Annotated in this window: 17 protein-coding genes; 12 read left to right on the top strand and 5 right to left on the bottom strand. The window is 64.0% G+C overall.

Annotated elements, in window-relative coordinates; translation table 11 throughout:
- Window positions 1–70 precede the first annotated feature (70 nt).
- On the top strand, window positions 71–700 hold the full coding sequence (locus C5L10_RS08810; protein ID WP_105429331.1) for a hypothetical protein: 630 nt from the start codon (window positions 71–73) through the stop codon (window positions 698–700).
- A gap of 10 nt (window positions 701–710) precedes the next feature.
- Here C5L10_RS08810 and C5L10_RS08815 read toward each other — a convergent pair whose 3' ends face one another.
- Window positions 711–1,166, bottom strand: a complete 456-nt coding sequence (locus C5L10_RS08815; RefSeq protein WP_105429332.1) for a nucleoside deaminase — start codon at window positions 1,164–1,166, stop codon at window positions 711–713.
- Between the two features lie 147 nt (window positions 1,167–1,313).
- Between C5L10_RS08815 and C5L10_RS08820 the strand changes: the two genes are divergently transcribed.
- The 3 genes from C5L10_RS08820 to C5L10_RS08830 are packed head-to-tail and all read left to right on the top strand — an operon-like array spanning window position 1,314 to window position 4,971.
- On the top strand, window positions 1,314–3,512 hold the full coding sequence (locus C5L10_RS08820) for a pseudouridine synthase (protein ID WP_105429333.1): 2,199 nt from the start codon (window positions 1,314–1,316) through the stop codon (window positions 3,510–3,512).
- 6 nt (window positions 3,513–3,518) lie between these two features.
- Window positions 3,519–4,079 carry a 16S rRNA (guanine(966)-N(2))-methyltransferase RsmD gene (gene rsmD, locus C5L10_RS08825; RefSeq protein WP_046630955.1) on the top strand — a complete coding sequence of 187 codons (561 nt, stop codon included), beginning with the start codon at window positions 3,519–3,521 and terminating at the stop codon, window positions 4,077–4,079.
- 10 nt (window positions 4,080–4,089) lie between these two features.
- Window positions 4,090–4,971, top strand: coding sequence for a patatin-like phospholipase family protein (locus C5L10_RS08830; RefSeq protein WP_037087681.1), 882 nt, complete (start codon window positions 4,090–4,092; stop codon window positions 4,969–4,971).
- Between the two features lie 12 nt (window positions 4,972–4,983).
- On the opposite strand, the gene C5L10_RS08835 is transcribed toward C5L10_RS08830, so the two are convergent.
- Window positions 4,984–5,589, bottom strand: coding sequence for an NAD(P)H-dependent oxidoreductase (locus tag C5L10_RS08835; protein WP_105429334.1), 606 nt, complete (start codon window positions 5,587–5,589; stop codon window positions 4,984–4,986).
- Between the two features lie 79 nt (window positions 5,590–5,668).
- Here C5L10_RS08835 and C5L10_RS08840 point away from each other — a divergent pair, with 79 nt between their 5' ends.
- On the top strand, window positions 5,669–6,289 hold the full coding sequence (locus C5L10_RS08840) for a TetR/AcrR family transcriptional regulator (RefSeq protein ID WP_105429335.1): 621 nt from the start codon (window positions 5,669–5,671) through the stop codon (window positions 6,287–6,289).
- On the opposite strand, the gene C5L10_RS08845 is transcribed toward C5L10_RS08840, so the two are convergent.
- On the bottom strand, window positions 6,286–8,100 hold the full coding sequence (locus C5L10_RS08845; protein ID WP_105429336.1) for a monovalent cation:proton antiporter-2 (CPA2) family protein: 1,815 nt from the start codon (window positions 8,098–8,100) through the stop codon (window positions 6,286–6,288). The genes C5L10_RS08840 and C5L10_RS08845 overlap by 4 nt on opposite strands.
- Window positions 8,101–8,204: 104 nt before the next feature.
- Between C5L10_RS08845 and C5L10_RS08850 the strand changes: the two genes are divergently transcribed.
- From C5L10_RS08850 to lpxK, 6 genes are all read left to right on the top strand, one after another.
- Complete coding sequence (locus C5L10_RS08850) at window positions 8,205–9,551, top strand: TldD/PmbA family protein (RefSeq protein WP_105429487.1); 1,347 nt, start codon at window positions 8,205–8,207, stop codon at window positions 9,549–9,551.
- A gap of 5 nt (window positions 9,552–9,556) precedes the next feature.
- The gene (locus C5L10_RS08855; RefSeq protein WP_105429337.1) at window positions 9,557–10,360 is read left to right on the top strand and encodes a 3'(2'),5'-bisphosphate nucleotidase CysQ; all 804 of its coding nucleotides are present in this window, start codon (window positions 9,557–9,559) and stop codon (window positions 10,358–10,360) included.
- Window positions 10,361–10,423: 63 nt separating this feature from the next.
- Window positions 10,424–10,666 carry a DUF4170 domain-containing protein gene (locus C5L10_RS08860; RefSeq protein WP_046630968.1) on the top strand — a complete coding sequence of 81 codons (243 nt, stop codon included), beginning with the start codon at window positions 10,424–10,426 and terminating at the stop codon, window positions 10,664–10,666.
- A gap of 169 nt (window positions 10,667–10,835) precedes the next feature.
- Window positions 10,836–12,155 (top strand): lipid IV(A) 3-deoxy-D-manno-octulosonic acid transferase, encoded by a 1,320-nt coding sequence (gene waaA / locus C5L10_RS08865; protein WP_046611054.1) that lies wholly within the window; start codon window positions 10,836–10,838, stop codon window positions 12,153–12,155.
- On the top strand, window positions 12,152–12,880 hold the full coding sequence (locus C5L10_RS08870) for an HAD family hydrolase (RefSeq protein WP_105429338.1): 729 nt from the start codon (window positions 12,152–12,154) through the stop codon (window positions 12,878–12,880). The genes waaA and C5L10_RS08870 overlap by 4 nt, the downstream gene beginning before the upstream one ends.
- Window positions 12,881–12,970: 90 nt before the next feature.
- On the top strand, window positions 12,971–14,017 hold the full coding sequence (lpxK, locus tag C5L10_RS08875; protein ID WP_105429339.1) for a tetraacyldisaccharide 4'-kinase: 1,047 nt from the start codon (window positions 12,971–12,973) through the stop codon (window positions 14,015–14,017).
- On the opposite strand, the gene C5L10_RS08880 is transcribed toward lpxK, so the two are convergent.
- Window positions 14,014–14,247, bottom strand: coding sequence for a DUF2093 domain-containing protein (locus C5L10_RS08880; protein WP_046630976.1), 234 nt, complete (start codon window positions 14,245–14,247; stop codon window positions 14,014–14,016). The two genes, lpxK and C5L10_RS08880, sit on opposite strands and share 4 nt — an antisense overlap.
- Window positions 14,248–14,313: 66 nt before the next feature.
- Window positions 14,314–16,128, bottom strand: a complete 1,815-nt coding sequence (mutL, locus tag C5L10_RS08885; RefSeq protein WP_105429340.1) for a DNA mismatch repair endonuclease MutL — start codon at window positions 16,126–16,128, stop codon at window positions 14,314–14,316.
- A 362-nt stretch (window positions 16,129–16,490) separates the two neighbouring features.
- Here mutL and C5L10_RS08890 point away from each other — a divergent pair, with 362 nt between their 5' ends.
- A complete protein-coding gene (locus C5L10_RS08890) occupies window positions 16,491–18,164 on the top strand; it encodes a response regulator (RefSeq protein ID WP_105429341.1) in 1,674 nt (557 codons plus the stop codon).
- The last annotated feature ends 9 nt before the right edge of the window (window positions 18,165–18,173 follow it).

Genomic DNA, 18,173 nt, shown 5'->3' on the forward strand with positions numbered 1-18,173 from the left:
CGGATTTTCCGGTCATCAGGCGTTTGAGTGTGTCTGAGGCGTCAGGACGGGCGCCGCTGGAAGGGTTTTGATGAAAGCGACATATGCGTTTCGTGTCGGCATGGGCGTGGCCGGCGTCCTCGCCTCGACATTGACCCTTTCGGGCTGCATCGGCGGCCCGACATACGGCACTGACAAGACAGCCATGGAGCAGCTGACCGACGACCTCGGTCAGTCCGTCTCGCTCGGCGGCAAGAGCGCCGAGAAGAAAGCCAGCCTGAAATACAACCCGCGTCCTTCGCTGGTTGTCGCCAAGGGCCAGGACCAGACGCTGCCGGCGCCTCAGCAATCGCTGGCGAACCGCGAAAGCAACCCCAACTGGGTCGAATCTCCGGAAGAAACCCGCAAGCGTCTGCGTGACGAAGCGGCGGCCCACGAGAACGATCCCAACTATCGCTCACCGCTACTCGCGGGCAGCGGTCAGGCCGGTCAGATGACCGAAACGGAAAAGTGGGAAGCCTTCCGCAAGGCCAAGGAAAACGCCGAGACCGTCAGCGTCACCGGACGCCGCCGTTCGCTCGCGGATCCGCCGGCGGAGTTCCGGTCGGCGGATGCGGCTGCCCTGTCGGATGTCGGCGAGCCCGAAAGCCAGAAGGAAAAGCGCCGCAAGGCGCAAGCCGCGGAAGCCAAGAAGGGCAGCGACTGGTGGAAGCTCTTCTAAGCCCGCTTTATTAGCTCTCTCTTTTCGATCTGAAGAAGCCGGTGAGCAGGATCGCGGCCTCGCTTTCGCCGAGGCCGGAATAGACTTCCGGCGCATGATGGCAGGTCGGCTGGGCAAAGAAGCGCACGCCGTTGTCCACCGCTCCGCCTTTCGGGTCCTCCGCGCCGTAATAGAGCCGCCGGATGCGCGCAAACGAGATCGCCGCCGCGCACATGGTGCAGGGTTCGAGCGTCACGTAAAGGTCGGCACCCGATAGCCGCTCCTGTCCAAGGGCGGCCGCGGCATCCCGGATGACGGCGATTTCGGCATGGGCGGTAACGTCGTTTTCGGCGCGGGTCCGGTTTCCGGAGCGGGCGACGATAACGCCGTCGATGACCAGAACGGCGCCGATCGGAACCTCGCCGCGGGCGGCGGCGTGTTTGGCTTCCGCAAGGGCAGCATTCATGAACCCGTCGGTATTAGGCATTTCGGCGATTTCCTCTTAACCCGGATCGCGCGAACTGGTAGGAAGCATCCAACTGGACGCCCGGCTGCGGGCACGAATCCATCTCAGTCAACACGAACAAGAATGTCCGGATCGCTCCGTAGACATCACGCTTCAGGCAAACAACAAATGAATTCCAAAGACAAGCCGAAGCGCGGCGAAGGCAAGACTTTCGTTCGCGAAACCAAACCGAGAGCCGCTCCGAAGGCCGGCGCTGGCGGCAAGGCGGGCTTTTCCGCCAAGGAAGGCCTTGCGCCCAGGAAGAGTTCCGCGGCCAAGAGCGGCGCTGAAAAGGCGGCAAAGCCCGTCCGCAAGCTGCCCCCGGCACCGGAAACCATGGAGGCCGAGGGCAAGCCCGAGCGCATCTCCAAGATCCTCGCACGCGTCGGCGTCGCGTCGCGCCGCGATATCGAGCGGATGATCATGGAAGGCCGGGTCAGCCTGAACGGCAAGGTCCTCGATACCCCGGTCGTCAACGTGACGCTCGCCGACAAGATCGAGGTTGACGGCATGCCGATCCGCGGCATCGAGCGCACCCGCCTCTGGCTCTACCACAAGCCTGCCGGCCTGGTGACCACCAATTCCGACCCGGAAGGCCGCGCGACAGTCTTCGACAACCTTCCCGAAGGGCTGCCGCGGGTGCTCTCCATCGGCCGCCTCGACATCAATACCGAAGGCCTGCTGCTGCTGACCAACGATGGCGGCCTGTCGCGCGTGCTGGAACTGCCGACCACCGGCTGGCTGCGCCGTTACCGCGTGCGTGCCCATGGCGAGATCAAGCAGGAGGAACTGGACAAGCTGAAGGAGGGCATCGCTGTCGAAGGCGTGCTGTACGGTTCGATCGACGCGACGCTCGACCGCACCCAGGGCAGCAATGTCTGGATCACAATGGGCCTTCGCGAAGGCAAGAACCGCGAGATCAAGAACGTGCTCGGCGCGCTCGGCCTCGAGGTCAACCGCCTGATCCGCATTTCCTACGGACCGTTCCAGCTCGGGGACCTGCCGGAAGGCGAGGTGGTGGAGGTGCGGGGCCGCATGCTGCGCGACCAGCTCGGCCCGCGCCTGATCGAGGAATCCAAGGCGAATTTCGACGCGCCGATCTATACCGAGACGGCTGCGGAAGAGGATGAGAAGCCCGCCCGTGCCGAGCGCTCGGCCCGCACTGAGCACTCGGAATGGGCGGCAAGGCCGGAGCGGACCGAGCGTCCGCGCGCCGGCAAGCCGGAGGACCGGCGCGAAAAGGCGCTCGGCCGTCTGGATACCAAGCGCGACGACCGCAAGTTCGCCGACAAGCCGCGCGGCGCAAAGCCGTTCGGCGGTCGCGCTGAGGACGAGGATGACCGGCCGAAGAAGCGTCCGCCGATGGGCACCAGCCGCACCGCCAATGTATGGATGGCGCCGGGCGCCCGCCCGACCACCGAAAACAAGACGCGCAAATCCTCCGTCCGTGCCGAGGCCGAGCAGCTTTTCAAGAAGCCCACCCCGCAGAACGACCGGCCGGTCATCGTCAACCGCGCCGAAGAGGACCGCGACTGGATCCGCGCCGACGGGCCTGACAAGCCGGAAAAGGCCGATTTCGGCCGCAAGAAATCCTTTGGCGACCGCCCGGATCGTGGCGACCGTCCCTTCGGCGACAAGCCGAGGGGCGACCGCAAGCCGAGCGAGGACGGCGACCGTCCCCGGACCAAATCCTTCTCCGGCGATGCTCGCTCGGAACGCCCGCGTGGTGACCGTCCCTTCGGCGACAAACCCCGCGGCGACCGCCCGTTCGGCGACAAGCCCAGAGGCGACCGCCCGTTTGCTGACCGTAAGCCGCGCGCCGATGGTGATCGGCCTGCTCGTTCCTTCGGCGAAGGCCGTTCCGAGCGTCCGCGCGGCGAGCGTCCTTCCGGTGACCGTCCGCCCCGTGGTGACCGTCCGTTCGGCGATAAGCCAAGGGGCGAGCGCTCTTTCGGTGACAAGCCCAGAGGCGAACGGTCGTTCGGCGACCGCAAGCCGCGCGAGGATGGCGAGCGTCCCGCACGGTCCTTCTCCGCAGGCGAGGGGCGCTTCGAGCGTCCGCGCAGCGACCGGCCGTTCTCGGATCGGCCGCCGCGTGGTGACCGTCCCACAGGTGATCGGCCCGCCGGCGACAGGCCGCGCGGTGGAAAGCCTGGCGGCAAGCCCTTCGGCGCAAAGCCGGGCGGCGGCAAGAGCTTTGGCGGAAAACCTTCCGGCGGCCGCGGGAAACCGACGGGTGCCGGTGGCAAGCCCGGGGGCAGGCCTGGTGGCCGGCCCGCCTCGGGCGGACGTCCGGCCGGCGGCAAGCCGCGCACGCCGAGAGGGTAACGCGCAGTGCGGATCGTCGGTGGTGAATTTCGCGGCCGGTCTCTGGCCACGCCCAAAACAAGCGACATCCGGCCGACCATCGACCGGACGCGTGAAAGCCTGTTCAACATCATCGGCCACGTCTATCCGCAGGCACTGGATGGCGGCCGGGTGATCGACCTTTTCGCCGGCACCGGCGCGGTCGGGCTGGAGGCGTTGTCGCGCGGCTGCAAGAGTGCGCTCTTCGTCGAGAACGGCGTCGAGGGCAGGGGCCTGTTGTGGGAGAATATCGACAGCCTCGGCCTGCATGGCCGGGCGCGCATCCTGCGCCGTGATGCCACCAAGCTCGGCACGGCCAACAATATCGAGCCGTTTCATTTCCTGTTCGCCGACCCGCCTTATGGTCAGGGGCTCGGCGAGGGCGCCATGCTTTCGGCCCATGCCGGCGGCTGGCTCGCACCCGGAGCCCTTGCCATTCTGGAGGAGCGGGCCGACATAAACCCCGCCGTCGATGCCGTCTTCAAGTTTTTGGAGAGCCGGACATTCGGCGATACCCGCATGGATTTTTTCCGCTACCAGCCGGCCTGAGGTCAGAGGAATGAATACAAGGCTTGCAGTTCCCGATCTCGAAGCCGTCAGAGCCAAGGGTGGCCTGACGTTTGCGGTTGCTCTCGGCGGCGGCGGCGCGCGCGGCCTCTCGCATATCCAGGTCATCGAGGCGCTCGACGAACTCGGCATACGGCCCGTGGCGATTTCCGGCTCGTCGATCGGCGCGATCATCGGCGCCGGCATGGCCTCGGGCATGACCGGACGCGAGATCCGCGAATACGCGCTGGAGACCGTCGGCCATCGCGGCACCCTTTTGAACAAGCTCTGGGGTCTCGGCCCGGCGACCATGCGCGACAAGCTCGGCGGTTTCCGCTTCGGCCAGTTCAATCTCGAACTCATCCTCGATGCCTTCCTGCCGCCGCAGGTGCCGGAGGATTTCGCCGATCTCGAAATCCCGATGAAGATCTCGGCTACCGATTATTACGGCCAGGCGGAGGTGATCCTCGAACAGGGCGAGCTGCGCACCGCGATCGCGGCGTCTGCCGCCATTCCCGGCCTGTTCATGCCGGTCCGGGTGAACGGGCGGGTGATGATCGACGGCGGCGTCTTCAATCCCGTCCCTTATGAGCAGCTGATGGACGTCGCCGACGTGGTGATCGGCGTCGACGTGGTCGGTGCGCCGGAAGGCGACGGCACCCATGCGCCCAATCGCATCGACAGCCTGTTCGGCGCCAGCCAGCTGACCATGCAGGCAAGCATCGCGCTCAAGCTGAAGCTCAATCCGCCCCAGATCTTCCTTCGGCCGTCGGTCAACCGTTTCCGGGTGCTGGATTTCCTGAAGGCCCGCGACATCCTCGACGAATCCGAGCACGTCAAGGACGAGCTGAAGCGCGCCATCGACGCGCTTCATGCGGCGGCAGCCGAAGCCTGAGGTTTTGGCCAGCTATGCGGCCTCGGTTTTCCGGGGCGCGCTGAAAACATTACGGCCGATCTTGCGTGCGATCTCAGATGGGAAATCGGGTCTATCCAGTTCCTCTTCCAGGAGAAGCTCGGATGCCATGACCGGCGCGCCGCAATAATCGAATATCCCATGATCGATCTGCGTCCTCATCACGCCGAAATAACCGTGCCGCGCATAGGTCCGCATGTCGGCGCCGCCGATCGCGACTAGGTGGATGGGAAGGTGGCGAAGTTTCTTCACCACCTTGGCACCCTGCCCATCGTCATAGGCCCAGCCGTTTGCGAAGACGCGGTCGATCCACCCTTTCAATAGCCCCGGCATCGACCACCAGTAGACGGGATAGACGAGCACCAGCGCATCGGCGCGGTCGATTCTCGCCTGTTCGGCCGTGACATCCGCCGAGGGTAGTGCCTCCCTGCGATGCGCCGCCAGATCCGCCTGCGTAAATCTCGGATCGAAGCCCTCCGCCGCAAGATCGGCAATTTCAAAAGAGCCGCCGGACATGGTGATGCCTTCGGCGAGATGGGCGGCGACGTTATGGGTGAGGGATCCAGGTTCGGGATGCGAAACGACGATCAGCGCGTGCATGGCGAAAACTCCTGCTGGCAGATTGAAACTCACGGGCAGTGGTTATATACTTTTAGTAAGTTACTTTTGGTATATAGTCATGTCAAGCACCGAAATGAAAGAACCGGCGCGTCTCCGGCAGCGCCTCTCGCGGCAGGGAAGGCGCCAGCAGTTGATGGAGGTTGCGTGGCGCATCGTCCGGCAAGAAGGCACGGATGCCCTGACGCTGCCCCGGCTGGCGGAGCAGGCAGGGGTCGCGAAGCCCGTCGTCTACGATCATTTCAGCACCCGGCCCGTTCTCCTGGCCGCGCTTTATCAGGATTTCGACAGCCGCCAGACGGCCATCATGGACGCGGCCCTGCAATCGAGCGGGCCGACGCTCGCTGACCGGGCTGCGGTCATTGCCTCCTCCTATGTGGACTGTGTCCTGTTGCAGGGCCGGGAGATACCGGGCGTCATTGCGGCCCTGGAGAGCTCTCCCGAACTTGAACGGATCAAGCATGAATACGAGGGCATATTCATGGAAAAATGCCGGCTTGCGCTTCTCCCGTTCGCAGAGGCCGGCCATATAGCGTCGCCCGGGCTCTGGGCCATGCTCGGTGCAGCCGAAGCGCTTTCCAACGCCGCCGCCAGCGGCGACATCACGGCGGCAGAGGCCAAGGCCGAGCTTTTCGAAACGATCGTCGCGATGGTCGCAAGAGGAAAAGCTGTGCGGCCCTAGCCGTTCTCCGCCGTCGCCGGTTCCGTGCTCAGTTCGTCGGCGTCCACCACCATCGACCGTTTCGGCTTGATCAGCGGTTCCGGCCGGACCGGACTGTTGAACAGCATCTCGCGGCCGGCGCCGAGCCCCTGGACGGCCTGGATCTGCAGTCGCTCCTCGTCGCGCTGGCGGATGTCGTCGCCGATCTCGTCGGTCTCGTTCTCGCTCATGCCGAGCGCTTCCAGCGTCTTTTTTCCGAACAGCAGGCCGGATTCCAGGGTCTCGCGCAGCTCGTATTCGACGTTCCGATCCCGCAGCGACAGCGCATGGATACGGTCGTAGGAGCGGACATAGAGGCGCACGTCCGGAAATTGCGAGCGGATGAGATCGACGATCTGGTCAGTCGTCTCGCGTTTCTGGGTGGTGACGGCGACGATCTTCGCCTTTTCGATGCCCGACGCGATGAGCACGTCGCGACGCGTCCCGTCGCCGAAATAGATACGGAAACCGAAGGAGGCGGCCTGGCGGATGCGGTCGGCGGAATCGTCGATGACGGTCACCTCGCGGCCGCCGGCCAGCAGGATCTGCGCGGCGATCTGGCCGAAACGCGAAAACCCGATCATCAGCACGTCGGCCCCGGCACCGTTGAAATCCTCCTCCAGTTCCTCGCGGCTCTCGCCGTTGAGGAGCCGTTTGGAAAGTGCCGCACCGAACGGCGTGAGCGCCATCGACAGCGTCACGCCGGCAATCAGCAGCGAGGCGGTAGCCGACGAGAACAGGCCGCTCGCTGTTGCAGTGGTGAACAGCACGAAGCCGAATTCGCCGCCCTGCGGCAGCAGGAACGCGATGCGCACCGCATCATTGTGCGGCGAACCCCACAGCCGGGAGAGCCCGTAGACGATCAGCGCCTTGAGTGCCATGAAGATCGGCACCGCGGGCAGGATGAAGAAGATGTTGTCGAGGATGACATGGACTTCCAGCGACAGGCCGACGGCCATGAAGAACAGCGCCAGAAGCAGGCCGCGGAAGGGTTCGATATCCGCTTCCAGTTCGTGCCGGTAGGAAGACTCGGCCAGCATCACGCCGGACAGGAAGGCGCCCATCGCCATCGACAGGCCGACCGCCTGCATGGCGGCTGCCGACCCCAGCACCACCAGCAGGGCTGCGGCGATCATCACCTCGCGCGCACCGGTGCGGGCGATGATCTGGAACATCGGCGTCAGGAGATAGCGCCCGGCGATCACCATGGCGCCGACCGCCCCGACCGCGATGGCAAAATCGAGAAGCGGCGAGGCTTCCGTCTCCGTGGTCCCTGGCGCCAGGATGGTGATCAGCGCCAGCAGCGGCACGATGGCGAGATCCTGGAACAGCAGCACCGAAAACGATCGTTGGCCGTGTCGGCTGTTCATCTCGCCGTCGTCGTTGAGGATCTGCAGCGCAAACGCCGTCGAGGACAATGCAAGGCCGAAACCGACGATCAGGCTGCCGCGCCAATCCGCCATGTTGCTCAGATAGGCCAGTCCGGTCAGCACCAGTCCCGAGATCACCACCTGCGCCGGCCCGAGACCGAACACGTCGCCGCGCATCTGCCAGAGACGCGAAGGCTTCAGTTCGAGCCCGATGATGAACAGCAGGAAGACGACACCGAATTCGGCAAAATGCAGCACTTCTTCCGTTTCGACGATCTGCTGCATGATCGGTCCGATGACCACGCCGGCGGCGAGATAACCGAGCACCGTGCCGAGTCCCAGCTTTCTGAACACCGGGGCGGCGATCACCGCGCCGGCAAGCAGGAGAAGCATTTGGGAAAATAGCGAGCCGGGAGCGGTCATGCGGGATACTTTCAGTCTAAGGTGGGAAATCAAGAATCGGCGAGCCGCCCTTGATGCTTCTGACAGTGCACAATAAATGGGACGAGAATGAAAGGCTTGCAATCATGACCTCTGAAATCGATTCCGCCGAACTGCTTTCCCGCGCCAGCCAACTGATCGATCTAGCCAAGGCCGCGGGAGCGGATCAGGCGGATGCGGTCGTGGTTCGCTCCCGCTCCCGTTCCGTCAGCGTCCGTCTCGGCAAGGTCGAGGGCACGGAAGCGTCCGAGAGCGACGATTTCTCGCTTCGCGTCTTCGTCGGCCGGCAGGTCGCCAGCGTCTCGGCCAATCCCGGCTTCGACATGAAGGTGCTTGCCGAGCGCGCCGTCGCCATGGCCAAGGTCTCTCCCGACGATCCCTTTGCCTGCCTTGCGGACGAAGCCGATCTCGCCAGATCCTATCCGGACCTCGAACTCTACGACCCGACCGATGTGCCGACCGATGCATTGCGCGAAGCGGCGCTCGAAATGGAGCAGGCGGCGCTCGACGTCCAGGGTGTCACCAATTCCTCCGGTTCCGGCGCATCGTCCGGCATGGGTGGCCTCGTGCTCGTCACCTCCCACGGCTTTTCCGGCAGCTACATGGCATCCCGTTTCGGCCGTTCTGTCAGCGTCATTGCCGGCGAGGGCACCAAGATGGAGCGCGACTACGATTTCGACAGCCGCCTTTATGCCGCCGACCTCGACGATCCGAAGCTGATCGGCCTCCGCGCCGGCGAGCGCGTCGTCAAGCGCGTCAATCCGCGCCAGGTCGATACCGGCAGCAACGTCACCGTCGTCTTCGATCCGCGCATCGCCCGCGGTTTCGTCGGTCACATAGCCGGCGCCATCAACGGCGCGTCCGTCGCCCGCAAGACCAGCTTCCTGCGCGACAAGATGGGCCAGCAGGTGCTCAAAGCCGGGCTCAGCATCACCGACGATCCGCTGATCGTGCGCGGCTCCTCTTCGCGTCCTTTCGACGGCGAGGGTGTCTCCGGAAAACGCATGGTGATGATCGAGGACGGCGTCCTGAACCACTGGTTCCTGTCGACCTCGACGGCGCGCGAACTAGGGCTTGCCACCAACGGCCGCGGCGTGCGCGGCGGCACGGCCGTCTCGCCTGCCTCCACCAATCTGGCGCTGGAGCCCGGCGACATCTCGCCCGAGGATCTGATCAAGTCGATCGGCAACGGTTTCTACATCACCGAACTGATCGGCCAGGGTGTCAACATGATCACCGGCGAATACTCGCGTGGCGCGACCGGCTTCTGGATCGAGAACGGCGAGCTCGCCTATCCTGTTTCGGAAGTGACGATCGCCTCCAACCTCAAGGACATGTTCATGCGCCTGACGCCGGCCAACGACATCGACCGAAAGTTCGGCGTCGCTTCCCCGACCATCGCCATCGAGGGCATGACGCTGGCGGGACGCTGATCCCGATGACGGTTGCTGAAGCCTGGGGCCAGGATCTCGAACTCATTCTCGACGCGGCGCGCCAGGCCGGCAACATCGCCCACGGATTTTTCGGCCGCTCGCCGGAAGTCTGGTGGAAGAACGAGGGCAAGTCGCCGGTCAGCGCCGCCGACTTCGCCGCCAACGACCGGCTGCAGAGCCTGCTCCTGATGGCCCGGCCGAACTACGGCTGGCTTTCCGAGGAAACCGACGACGATGTCGCCCGGCTCAGCTGCGAAACGCTCTTCGTCGTCGATCCGATCGATGGCACCCGCGCCTTCATCAACGGCGAGAAGACCTGGTGCGTCTCGGTCGCCGTCGTGCATCGCGGCCAGCCGGTGGCCGGTGTTCTTGTGGCGCCGGCACTCGACGAGGAGTTTTCCGCGGTGAAGGATGGGCCGGCTCTGAAGAACGGCCGGCCGATTTCAGTCACCGTCGCCCGCAGCAATGGCGAACTGGTCATCGCGGCCGACGAGAACCTCGTCAAGAAATTCGAGCCGGATTTTCGCGACGAAGTCCGCCGGGTGCGGCATGTGCCGTCGCTCGCCTACCGGCTCGCCATGATCGCCGATGGCGGTATTGACGGCACCGTCGTCAAGCGTGCCTCCCATGACTGGGATCTGGCGGCCGCCGACCTTATTCTCGAACGGGCGGGCGGCCGCCTCGTCGATCTCGCCGGCAACCGGCTTGTCTACAATCGCGAGACCGTCAGCCACGAAATGCTGGCCGCCGGCGCCGAACACGCGCTCCACAGCCTTTTACCCCAGCTCGCGAGGCTCGCTCCGGGTTGACCTTTCCATGGGAATGCAGCAGAGGAAGAGCCGGGGGAGCTGGAACGGACGGAATATCGGACAATGACGGAAACGGGCGAAAAGAAACAACTTCTGCACCTGGTCTTCGGTGGCGAACTGCAGAGCCTGGAGGGCCTTCAATTCAAGGACCTTTCGGCGCTTGATATCGTCGGCATCTATCCGGACTACGCAAGCGCGCTGATCGCCTGGCGGGGCAAGGCGCAGCAGACGGTCGACAACGCCCATATGCGGTATTTCATCGTCCATATGCACCGTCTGCTCGATCCTGATACTAAGTCGGCTTGAGATAAGCCTCGCGTTTTACAATGTGCTCGCAATGCTGGTCCCTCGCCTGGTATCGATCCCGGGGACCCTTTTTTGACGCATTTGTAAAACACAAAAAACTGGGTTACGGATGAGCAATCGGAGGGTCTATCACATTGATGGCGGCCATCACGCATCGGGGGCAAACACGGTGAGCAAGATTTCTGCGCGCCTGGCTCTCGTTGGTTACCGGGTGGCCGGTATTTCCCTTTATCCCCTGGTCGGCCCTTATCTTGCCTATCGCGCCATGAAGGGCAAGGAAGACAGGACCCGCAAGCTGGAACGGCTCGGTTATGCAAGCCTTGCCCGGCCCCGTGGCCCGCTCATCTGGGTGCACGCGGCAAGCGTCGGGGAAACCATCGCCATCATGCCGATGATCCGCGAGCTGCGGCGCCGCGAGATTCACATCCTTCTGACGACGGGCACCGTCACCTCCGCAAATCTCGTCCGGTCGCGGCTGGCCGACGAGGTGATCCACCAATACGTGCCGCTCGACCTGAAATTTCCGATCAAGCGGTTCATCGCCTACTGGAAGCCGGATGCCTGCATCACCGCGGAATCCGAGATCTGGCCGACCACCATCGCCGAACTCGCCCGCCGCCGCATTCCGCAGATCCGCGTCAATGCCCGCATCTCCGACCGGTCCTTCGATCGCTGGCGCAACCGCAGCTCGATCGCCGAAGCCATCTTCGGCAAGATGGCTCTGGTGGTCGCTCAGTCGGATCTGGATGCCGAGCGCTTCCGCGATCTCGGCGCCTGGCCTGTCATCGCTTCCGGCAACCTGAAGAGCGATACTGATCCGCCGCCCTGCGACGAGGCAGTGCTGGCAAGCTATCGCAAGCAGATCGGCAGCCGCCGGACCTGGGCGGCGATCTCGACTTTCGACGGTGAGGAAAAGGCGGCGGCGACCGTCCATAAGGCGCTGAAACCGAAGAACGGCCAGCTGACCATTCTCGTGCCGCGCCACCCCGACCGCGCCGACGCGGTCGAAGAGATGCTGAAGGAAATGGGCCTGACCGTGGCGCGCCGCTCGCGCAACGATGTCGTAACCCCGGAGACCGACGTCTTCCTCGGCGACTCGATCGGCGAAATGGGGCTTTACCTGCGTTTGACCGAAATCGCCTTCGTCGGCAGGTCGCTGACGAACGAGGGTGGGCAGAACCCCCTGGAGCCGGCCATGCTCGGCTGCGCCGTGCTGTCCGGCCCGCATGTCCAGAATTTCCGCGACGCCTACCAGCATCTGGTGCGCAAGGGCGGCGCCCGCATCGTCAAGGACGTGGAGATGCTGGCAAAGGCGGTCCACTACCTGATGATCAACGATCTCGCCCGCGTAAAGATGATCGATTCCGGCCATGACGCGATGGACGAGATGCGCGGTGCGCTGTCGAAGACGATCAAGGCGCTGGAGCCCTATGTCAATCCGCTGACGGTGAGCGCCAGGCTGCAGCCGAAAGCCGCCGCCGTTCGATGACCCCGGAAAAGCTCGCACACATCGCCGGCATCCTGTTCGACAAGGACGGCACGTTGTTGCTCTATGACGAGAGCTGGGGACCGGTGAACCGCGAGGCTGCCCGCATCGCTTCCGCCGGCGACGCCGAGCTCGAACCGCAGCTTCTGTTTTCCGGCGGCATGGACCCGGTATCCGGCCACACCCGTCCGGACAGCCTGCTGGCCGCCGGCAACGCCGCCGAGATCGCCGCGGGATTTGTCGCCGCCGGTTCGCCGCTCGACGTGGGTGAACTCACCCGGCTGCTCGACGACCTCTTCATCCGCTCGGCTGAATTTTCCGTGGCCGTCACCGATCTCGCGGCACTGTTTGCCAAACTCAAGACGCGCGGCTTCAAGCTCGGCATCGCCTCCAGCGACAACGAGCAGGCGATCCGCCAGACCGCCATCCGCTTCGGCATCATCGATCATGTCGATTTCATCGCCGGCTACGACAGCGGTCACGGCGTGAAGCCGGAGCCCGGCATGGTGCTCGGTTTCTGCCGCGCCACCGGCCTCGATCCCGCCGAGGTCGCCATGGTCGGCGACAACAATCACGACATGCATATGGGTGCGAGCGCGGGCGTCGGCCTGAAGGTCGCGGTGCTGACCGGCACCGGCTCCCGCGAAACGCTGTCGGCATCGGCGGATATCTGCCTTGCCGATATCACCGCGCTCATGGACCTTCTGCCGGAAAAGCTTCACGCCTGAACCGGGCTTTGGTTTCAAAGACTTGCCTTTTTTCCAAAACTGCCATTTTGTTCGCGGGCTGTTTCAGGACGGATCAGCCGGAGTTTGGGTATGGTATCGGAAGCACCGCCATTCTGGTGGACGAAAGCGGATTGGCGTGCCTGGGGCCTTGCCCCCGTTTCGTTTCTTTATGGCAGTATCGCCGGCCGCCGCATGGCCAAAGCCAGGCGCGCCAGCATTCCCGTGCCGGTCATCTGCGTCGGCAATTTCACGGTCGGCGGCGCCGGCAAGACCCCGACCGCGATCACCCTTGCCCGAGCGGCAAAAGAAAAGGGCTTGAAGCCAGGTTTCCTCAGCCGTGGTTACGGCGGTTCGCTTGACGTCACGACCGTCGTCGATCCCGAACACCACCGGGCCGAGGCGGTGGGCGACGAGGCGCTCTTGCTCTGCCGCGAGACGCTGACGGTGATTTCCCGCACCCGCGTCGAGGGGGCTCATCGACTGGTCTCCGAAGGCGCCGACCTGATCATCATGGACGACGGTTTCCAGAGCGCCCGCCTGGCGCTGGATTTCGCCCTCGTCGTTATCGACACGGTGCGCGGCATCGGCAACGGCCATCTCGTGCCGGGCGGGCCGGTGAGGGCGCCGATATCCGAGCAGATGCGTCAGCTCTCGGCGATCCTCAAGGTCGGCAACGGCGAGGCGGCCGACAAGCTGGTGCGCCAGGCTGCCCGCGCCGGCAAGCAGATCTATGTCGCGGCGCTGAAGCCGCGTGAAAATCGCGACATCGCCGGCAAGGCGCTGTTCGCCTTCGCCGGCATCGCCGATCCGGAGAAATTCTATCGTACCGTCAGAGAAGTCGGCGGGCTGGTCATGGAAAAGCGCGACTTCCCCGACCATCATTATTTCAGCGAGGACGAGATCTCGGACCTCCTGGATGATGCCGCCAAGGACAAACTGACGCTCGTCACCACCGCCAAGGATGCGGTGCGGCTGCAGGGACATCACGGGCGCATGGAGGAACTGGCGGAAAAGGTAAGCGTGGTCGAGGTCGACATGGCGTTCGACGATCCGCAGGCACCGGCCAAGATCATCGATACGGCGATCGCCAATTTCCGAGAGCGGCGTATCAGGGAAGGAAACGCCGCGAAGGTTTAGCCGCGGCTCTGGTTGGGCAGAATGCCGGCGCGCTTGTCGGCTTCCAGCGAGGAGGCGCAATCGACATAGGGCTCCTGCCGGGCGACGCTCCAGTACCGCAATTCGTCGATCGGAATCTGCGCCCCCGTCATGGCGCATATCACATAGGAGCCGGCGGTCAGGATCTGGTAGTCGCCATCGAGATACCGGATCTTCGCTTCGCGGAATCCGCTTCCCTCGAACCGGTTCATCTGTCGTCTCCTGCGGAAAAACATGGCGCCTGCTCTACCCCGATTGAACCTGAATTGCCAGCTTTTTCAGCTTCGGCCGAAGAGCCGCTCGATGTCGGAAAGCTTGAGTTCGATATAGGTGGGCCGGCCATGGTTGCAGGTACCGGAGCCGGGCGTCGCTTCCATTTCGCGCAAAAGCGCGTTCATCTCCTCCGGCCTCAGCCGCCGGCCGGACCGCACCGAGCCGTGGCAGGCCATGGTGGCGGCGACATATTCGAGCTTGCCGCGCAGGCCCCCGGCGGTGTTCCATTCGGCGATCTCGTCGGCGAGGTCCCGGACCATCGAGGCCGCATCGACTTCGCCGAGCATGGCGGGCGTCTCGCGCACCGCGACAGCGCCCGGACCGAAACGTTCGATCGCCAGGCCCAGCCGGTCGAGTTCCGTCGCATTCGCCATCAGCCGGTCGCAATCCTCTTCCGGAAGGTCGATGATCTCCGGGATCAGGAGGACCTGGCTCACCAGCCGCTTGGTGTCGAGCGCCTTGCGCATCGCCTCGAACACCAGCCGTTCATGGGCGGCATGCTGGTCGACGATGACAAGCCCGTCTTCGGTCTGGGCCACGATATAGTTTTCGTGAACCTGCGCGCGGGCGGCACCCAGGCGATAGCGCGGCGCGTCTTCGCCAGCGGTCCTCGGAGCGGGTTCCGCGATCACCGTATCGGCACGAGCTGTCGGCATGGTCAGCACGTCGAAGCCGGATTGCACCTGTTCCGCAAAGCCGTTGGCCGGCTGCGGATGGAGCGGCCTGAACGGCGAGGCCGCGGCCGCCCAAGGAGTGCGCGGTGCGGCATGAGCCGGCTGGAAGCCGGGGCGGAAGGCGCGCATCATGCCCGACGTTCCGGTCGTCGCCGCCCGATCGCCCTCGCGATGCAGCGCCTCGCGGATCGCCCCGACGATGAGGCCTCGCACCAGGCCGGGATCGCGAAAACGCACGTCCGACTTCGCCGGATGCACGTTGACGTCCACCAGCGCCGGATCGATCCTGATCGACAGGACCGCCACGGGGTAGCGGCCGGAGGGCACGCTTTCCGCATAGGCGCCGCGCAGCGCCGACAGGATCAGCTTGTCCTGCACCGGTCGGCCGTTGACGAAGGCATATTGATGCGCCGAGTTGCCACGATGGAAGGTCGGCACGCCGACGAAGCCGGAAAGCCCGACATCTTCCCGCATCGCATCGATCTCGATCGCATTGTCGCGGAAATCGGCGCCGAGGATCTGCGCCATGCGGGCGAGATGGTCGTCGCCGGTCGCCGGGAATTCGAGCGTCGTGCGGTCGGAACCCGACAGTACGAAGCGGATATGCGGGAAGGCGATCGCCATGCGCTTGACCACTTCGGTGATCGCGCCGGCCTCGGCCTTCTCGGTCTTTAAAAATTTCAGCCGAGCCGGCGTCGCAAAGAAGATATCGCGCACCTCGACGACCGTGCCGGTATTGGCCGGCGCCGGCTTCACGCCGGACATCTTGCCGCCGATCACCGCCACCTGCGATCCTTCAGAATGACCGTTGCGGCGGCTGGTGATGGTGAGCTTCGCCACCGAACCGATCGAGGGCAGGGCCTCGCCGCGGAAACCGAGCGTGCGGATGTCGTCGAGCGTCTCGGATATTTTCGACGTGCAGTGTCGCCGCACGGCTAGATCGAGATCGGCGGCATCCATGCCGGTACCGTTGTCGGTAATGCGGATCAGGCTTTTGCCGCCGCCCGCGGTGGCGATCTCGATGCGGGTCGCGCCGGCATCGATGGCGTTTTCGATCAGTTCCTTCGCGGCGCTGGCGGGCCTTTCGATGACTTCGCCGGCAGCGATCTGGTTGATCAGGGTCTCGGGGAGCTGTTTGACGGACATGCGCCATTTTCCCGGATTCGGCGCCGGAAGGAAAGCCCGGATCGCACCTTTCCTAGCCGATTGAAATGAACTTTAAGGTTGATGCACGGCCGTTCATTAATCCGGCTTTAAGATAAACGGGATAATTTGTTCCGTATTAAACTTGGATGAAACCGGGGAGGCGCCAGCTTCCCGCGAGTGACCGGGATGGCGGCCAGCTGGGCACCGTCATGCGAGCCCTGATCACCCGTTGAGGACTTGGAGCCAGCATGTTCCCGCGCCGACAAGACGAAAACTAGAAGGAATAACGCCGACAGGCGAATATCGGCATTACGGTCCGATTTTTCATTCGGTCCGAAAAAGCATACGGGGAGTTTCATCCTATGGATGATTTGGCGTCGGCGGACGCAAACATTCAAGCTGTCATGCTCGAAGTGATCTCCGAGGGCATTTCGGGCGGCGTCTTTGTCTATGACAGGAATGACCTGATCGTCTTTGCGAGCCAGCAATTGCTGACCCTCCTGCCGGTTCCGAAGAGCTTTCTAACGCCCGGCACGCGCCTTCGCGATTTCCTCGGGGCCGTCTATGATGGCGGTGGACGCTTCCTGACCGATGCTTCCGGTCCGCGCCGGATGCTGAGCCGTGAGGACTGGATCGCTGAGCAGATCGCCACTCTCTGGAAGGAACGGGCCGAGTCGCAGGAGCGCCGCGGCACCGACCGCTGGGTGAGCTTCACCAAGCGCCGCCTGTCGTCCGGTTACGGCGTCTGCGTCGTCAGGGATATCTCGGATCACAAAAAGCGCGAGGAACAGTGGCGCGCCGACATGGAGCGGGTGCAGATCACCGAAGAGGTGCTCGACAACCTGCCGTTCCCGATTACCGTCAAGGACAGCAGCCTGACCTTTGTTGCCGTCAACAAGATGGCCGCGAGTTTCCTCGATCTGCCGCCTGAAGCAATTCTCGGTCACAAGGGATCCGATGTTCATCCGCCGCAGGTGGAGCAGCGCCTGGACCGCATCAATCGCGGGGTCCTCGATCTTGGCGAACCCCAGCAGATGTCCGAACTGGTGACGCGGCCGGACGGCTCGCAGGCCGTCATCATCGCCAACAAATACCGCATTGGAAAGCCGGGCCGTTATTATCTGGTCACCGCCATGGAAGACATTACCGGACTGGTCGCGACCGATGAAGACGGCGAGCAGATCAAGCCGCGCATGAGCCGGGGCGGTTTGATCACCACGTCGCTGGCCCGGCAGGAGCGCGAGGTGCCAGTGAAGGCGGCGGTTGAGTCCGATACGATCCATCTTTCCAACCGCAAGGTTCTTGTCGCCTCCTCCGACCCGAGGACGAGCGCCGAGGCGCTGGAGATTCTCGACAATCTGGAATTCGACACCTCCTCGGTTTCAGACGGTGAGGAACTGGAACTCTTCCTGCAACTGGCAAAGGAAGCCAGCATCGCGATCGATCTCGTCGTCGTCGATACGCTGGCGGACAAGGCTTGCCTCGAAATCGTCCAGCGGCACCGCATTCCCGCCTTGGCGATTAATGGGGTCCGGGTGAAGCGGGAACTAGCCGCCGGCGTCACTCGCCAGTTCAGCCAGCCTGCCGCAAACGAGACTGCGCGCGACGAAGACGCCTGGATTGCCTCGCAAGCCGACGAAAGCGTCGGCATCGACATTCTGGTCGCCGAAGACAACGCAGTGAATCAGATCGTCTTTTCGCAGATCCTCGAGGGTCTGGGTTATCGTTATGCGATCGCCGCCGATGGCGAAGAAGCGGTGCGGCTCTGGCAGGAGCGGTCGCCGCGGCTGATCCTCATGGATATCACCCTTCCGAAGCTCAGTGGGTTCGATGCGAGCGTGCGCATCCGGAACCTGGAGACGATCGACAACTCCATTCCGATCATCGGTGTCCTTCCCCAGGCCTTCGAACGCGACCGCGACCAATGTTTTGCCTCAGGCATGAACGAGGTGATCCTCAAGCCGATTAGCCCCGAGGCGCTGGAAGCCGTCTTCCAGACGTTTCTCGGCATACCGGCAAGACAGTCCTATGCTTAACCGATTAAT

Source organism: Neorhizobium sp. T6_25, from assembly GCF_002968555.1.
Classification (GTDB): Bacteria; Pseudomonadota; Alphaproteobacteria; order Rhizobiales; family Rhizobiaceae; genus Neorhizobium.

Coding starts and splice junctions, on each gene's coding strand:
- C5L10_RS08810 (WP_105429331.1), top strand. CDS start 71: ATGAAAGCGACATATGCGTTTCGTGTCGGCATGGGCGTGGCCGGCGTC.
- C5L10_RS08815 (WP_105429332.1), bottom strand. CDS start 1,166: ATGCCTAATACCGACGGGTTCATGAATGCTGCCCTTGCGGAAGCCAAA.
- C5L10_RS08820 (WP_105429333.1), top strand. CDS start 1,314: ATGAATTCCAAAGACAAGCCGAAGCGCGGCGAAGGCAAGACTTTCGTT.
- C5L10_RS08830 (WP_037087681.1), top strand. CDS start 4,090: ATGAATACAAGGCTTGCAGTTCCCGATCTCGAAGCCGTCAGAGCCAAG.
- C5L10_RS08835 (WP_105429334.1), bottom strand. CDS start 5,589: ATGCACGCGCTGATCGTCGTTTCGCATCCCGAACCTGGATCCCTCACC.
- C5L10_RS08840 (WP_105429335.1), top strand. CDS start 5,669: ATGTCAAGCACCGAAATGAAAGAACCGGCGCGTCTCCGGCAGCGCCTC.
- C5L10_RS08845 (WP_105429336.1), bottom strand. CDS start 8,100: ATGACCGCTCCCGGCTCGCTATTTTCCCAAATGCTTCTCCTGCTTGCC.
- C5L10_RS08850 (WP_105429487.1), top strand. CDS start 8,205: ATGACCTCTGAAATCGATTCCGCCGAACTGCTTTCCCGCGCCAGCCAA.
- C5L10_RS08855 (WP_105429337.1), top strand. CDS start 9,557: ATGACGGTTGCTGAAGCCTGGGGCCAGGATCTCGAACTCATTCTCGAC.
- C5L10_RS08860 (WP_046630968.1), top strand. CDS start 10,424: ATGACGGAAACGGGCGAAAAGAAACAACTTCTGCACCTGGTCTTCGGT.
- C5L10_RS08870 (WP_105429338.1), top strand. CDS start 12,152: ATGACCCCGGAAAAGCTCGCACACATCGCCGGCATCCTGTTCGACAAG.
- lpxK (WP_105429339.1), top strand. CDS start 12,971: ATGGTATCGGAAGCACCGCCATTCTGGTGGACGAAAGCGGATTGGCGT.
- C5L10_RS08880 (WP_046630976.1), bottom strand. CDS start 14,247: ATGAACCGGTTCGAGGGAAGCGGATTCCGCGAAGCGAAGATCCGGTAT.
- mutL (WP_105429340.1), bottom strand. CDS start 16,128: ATGTCCGTCAAACAGCTCCCCGAGACCCTGATCAACCAGATCGCTGCC.
- C5L10_RS08890 (WP_105429341.1), top strand. CDS start 16,491: ATGGATGATTTGGCGTCGGCGGACGCAAACATTCAAGCTGTCATGCTC.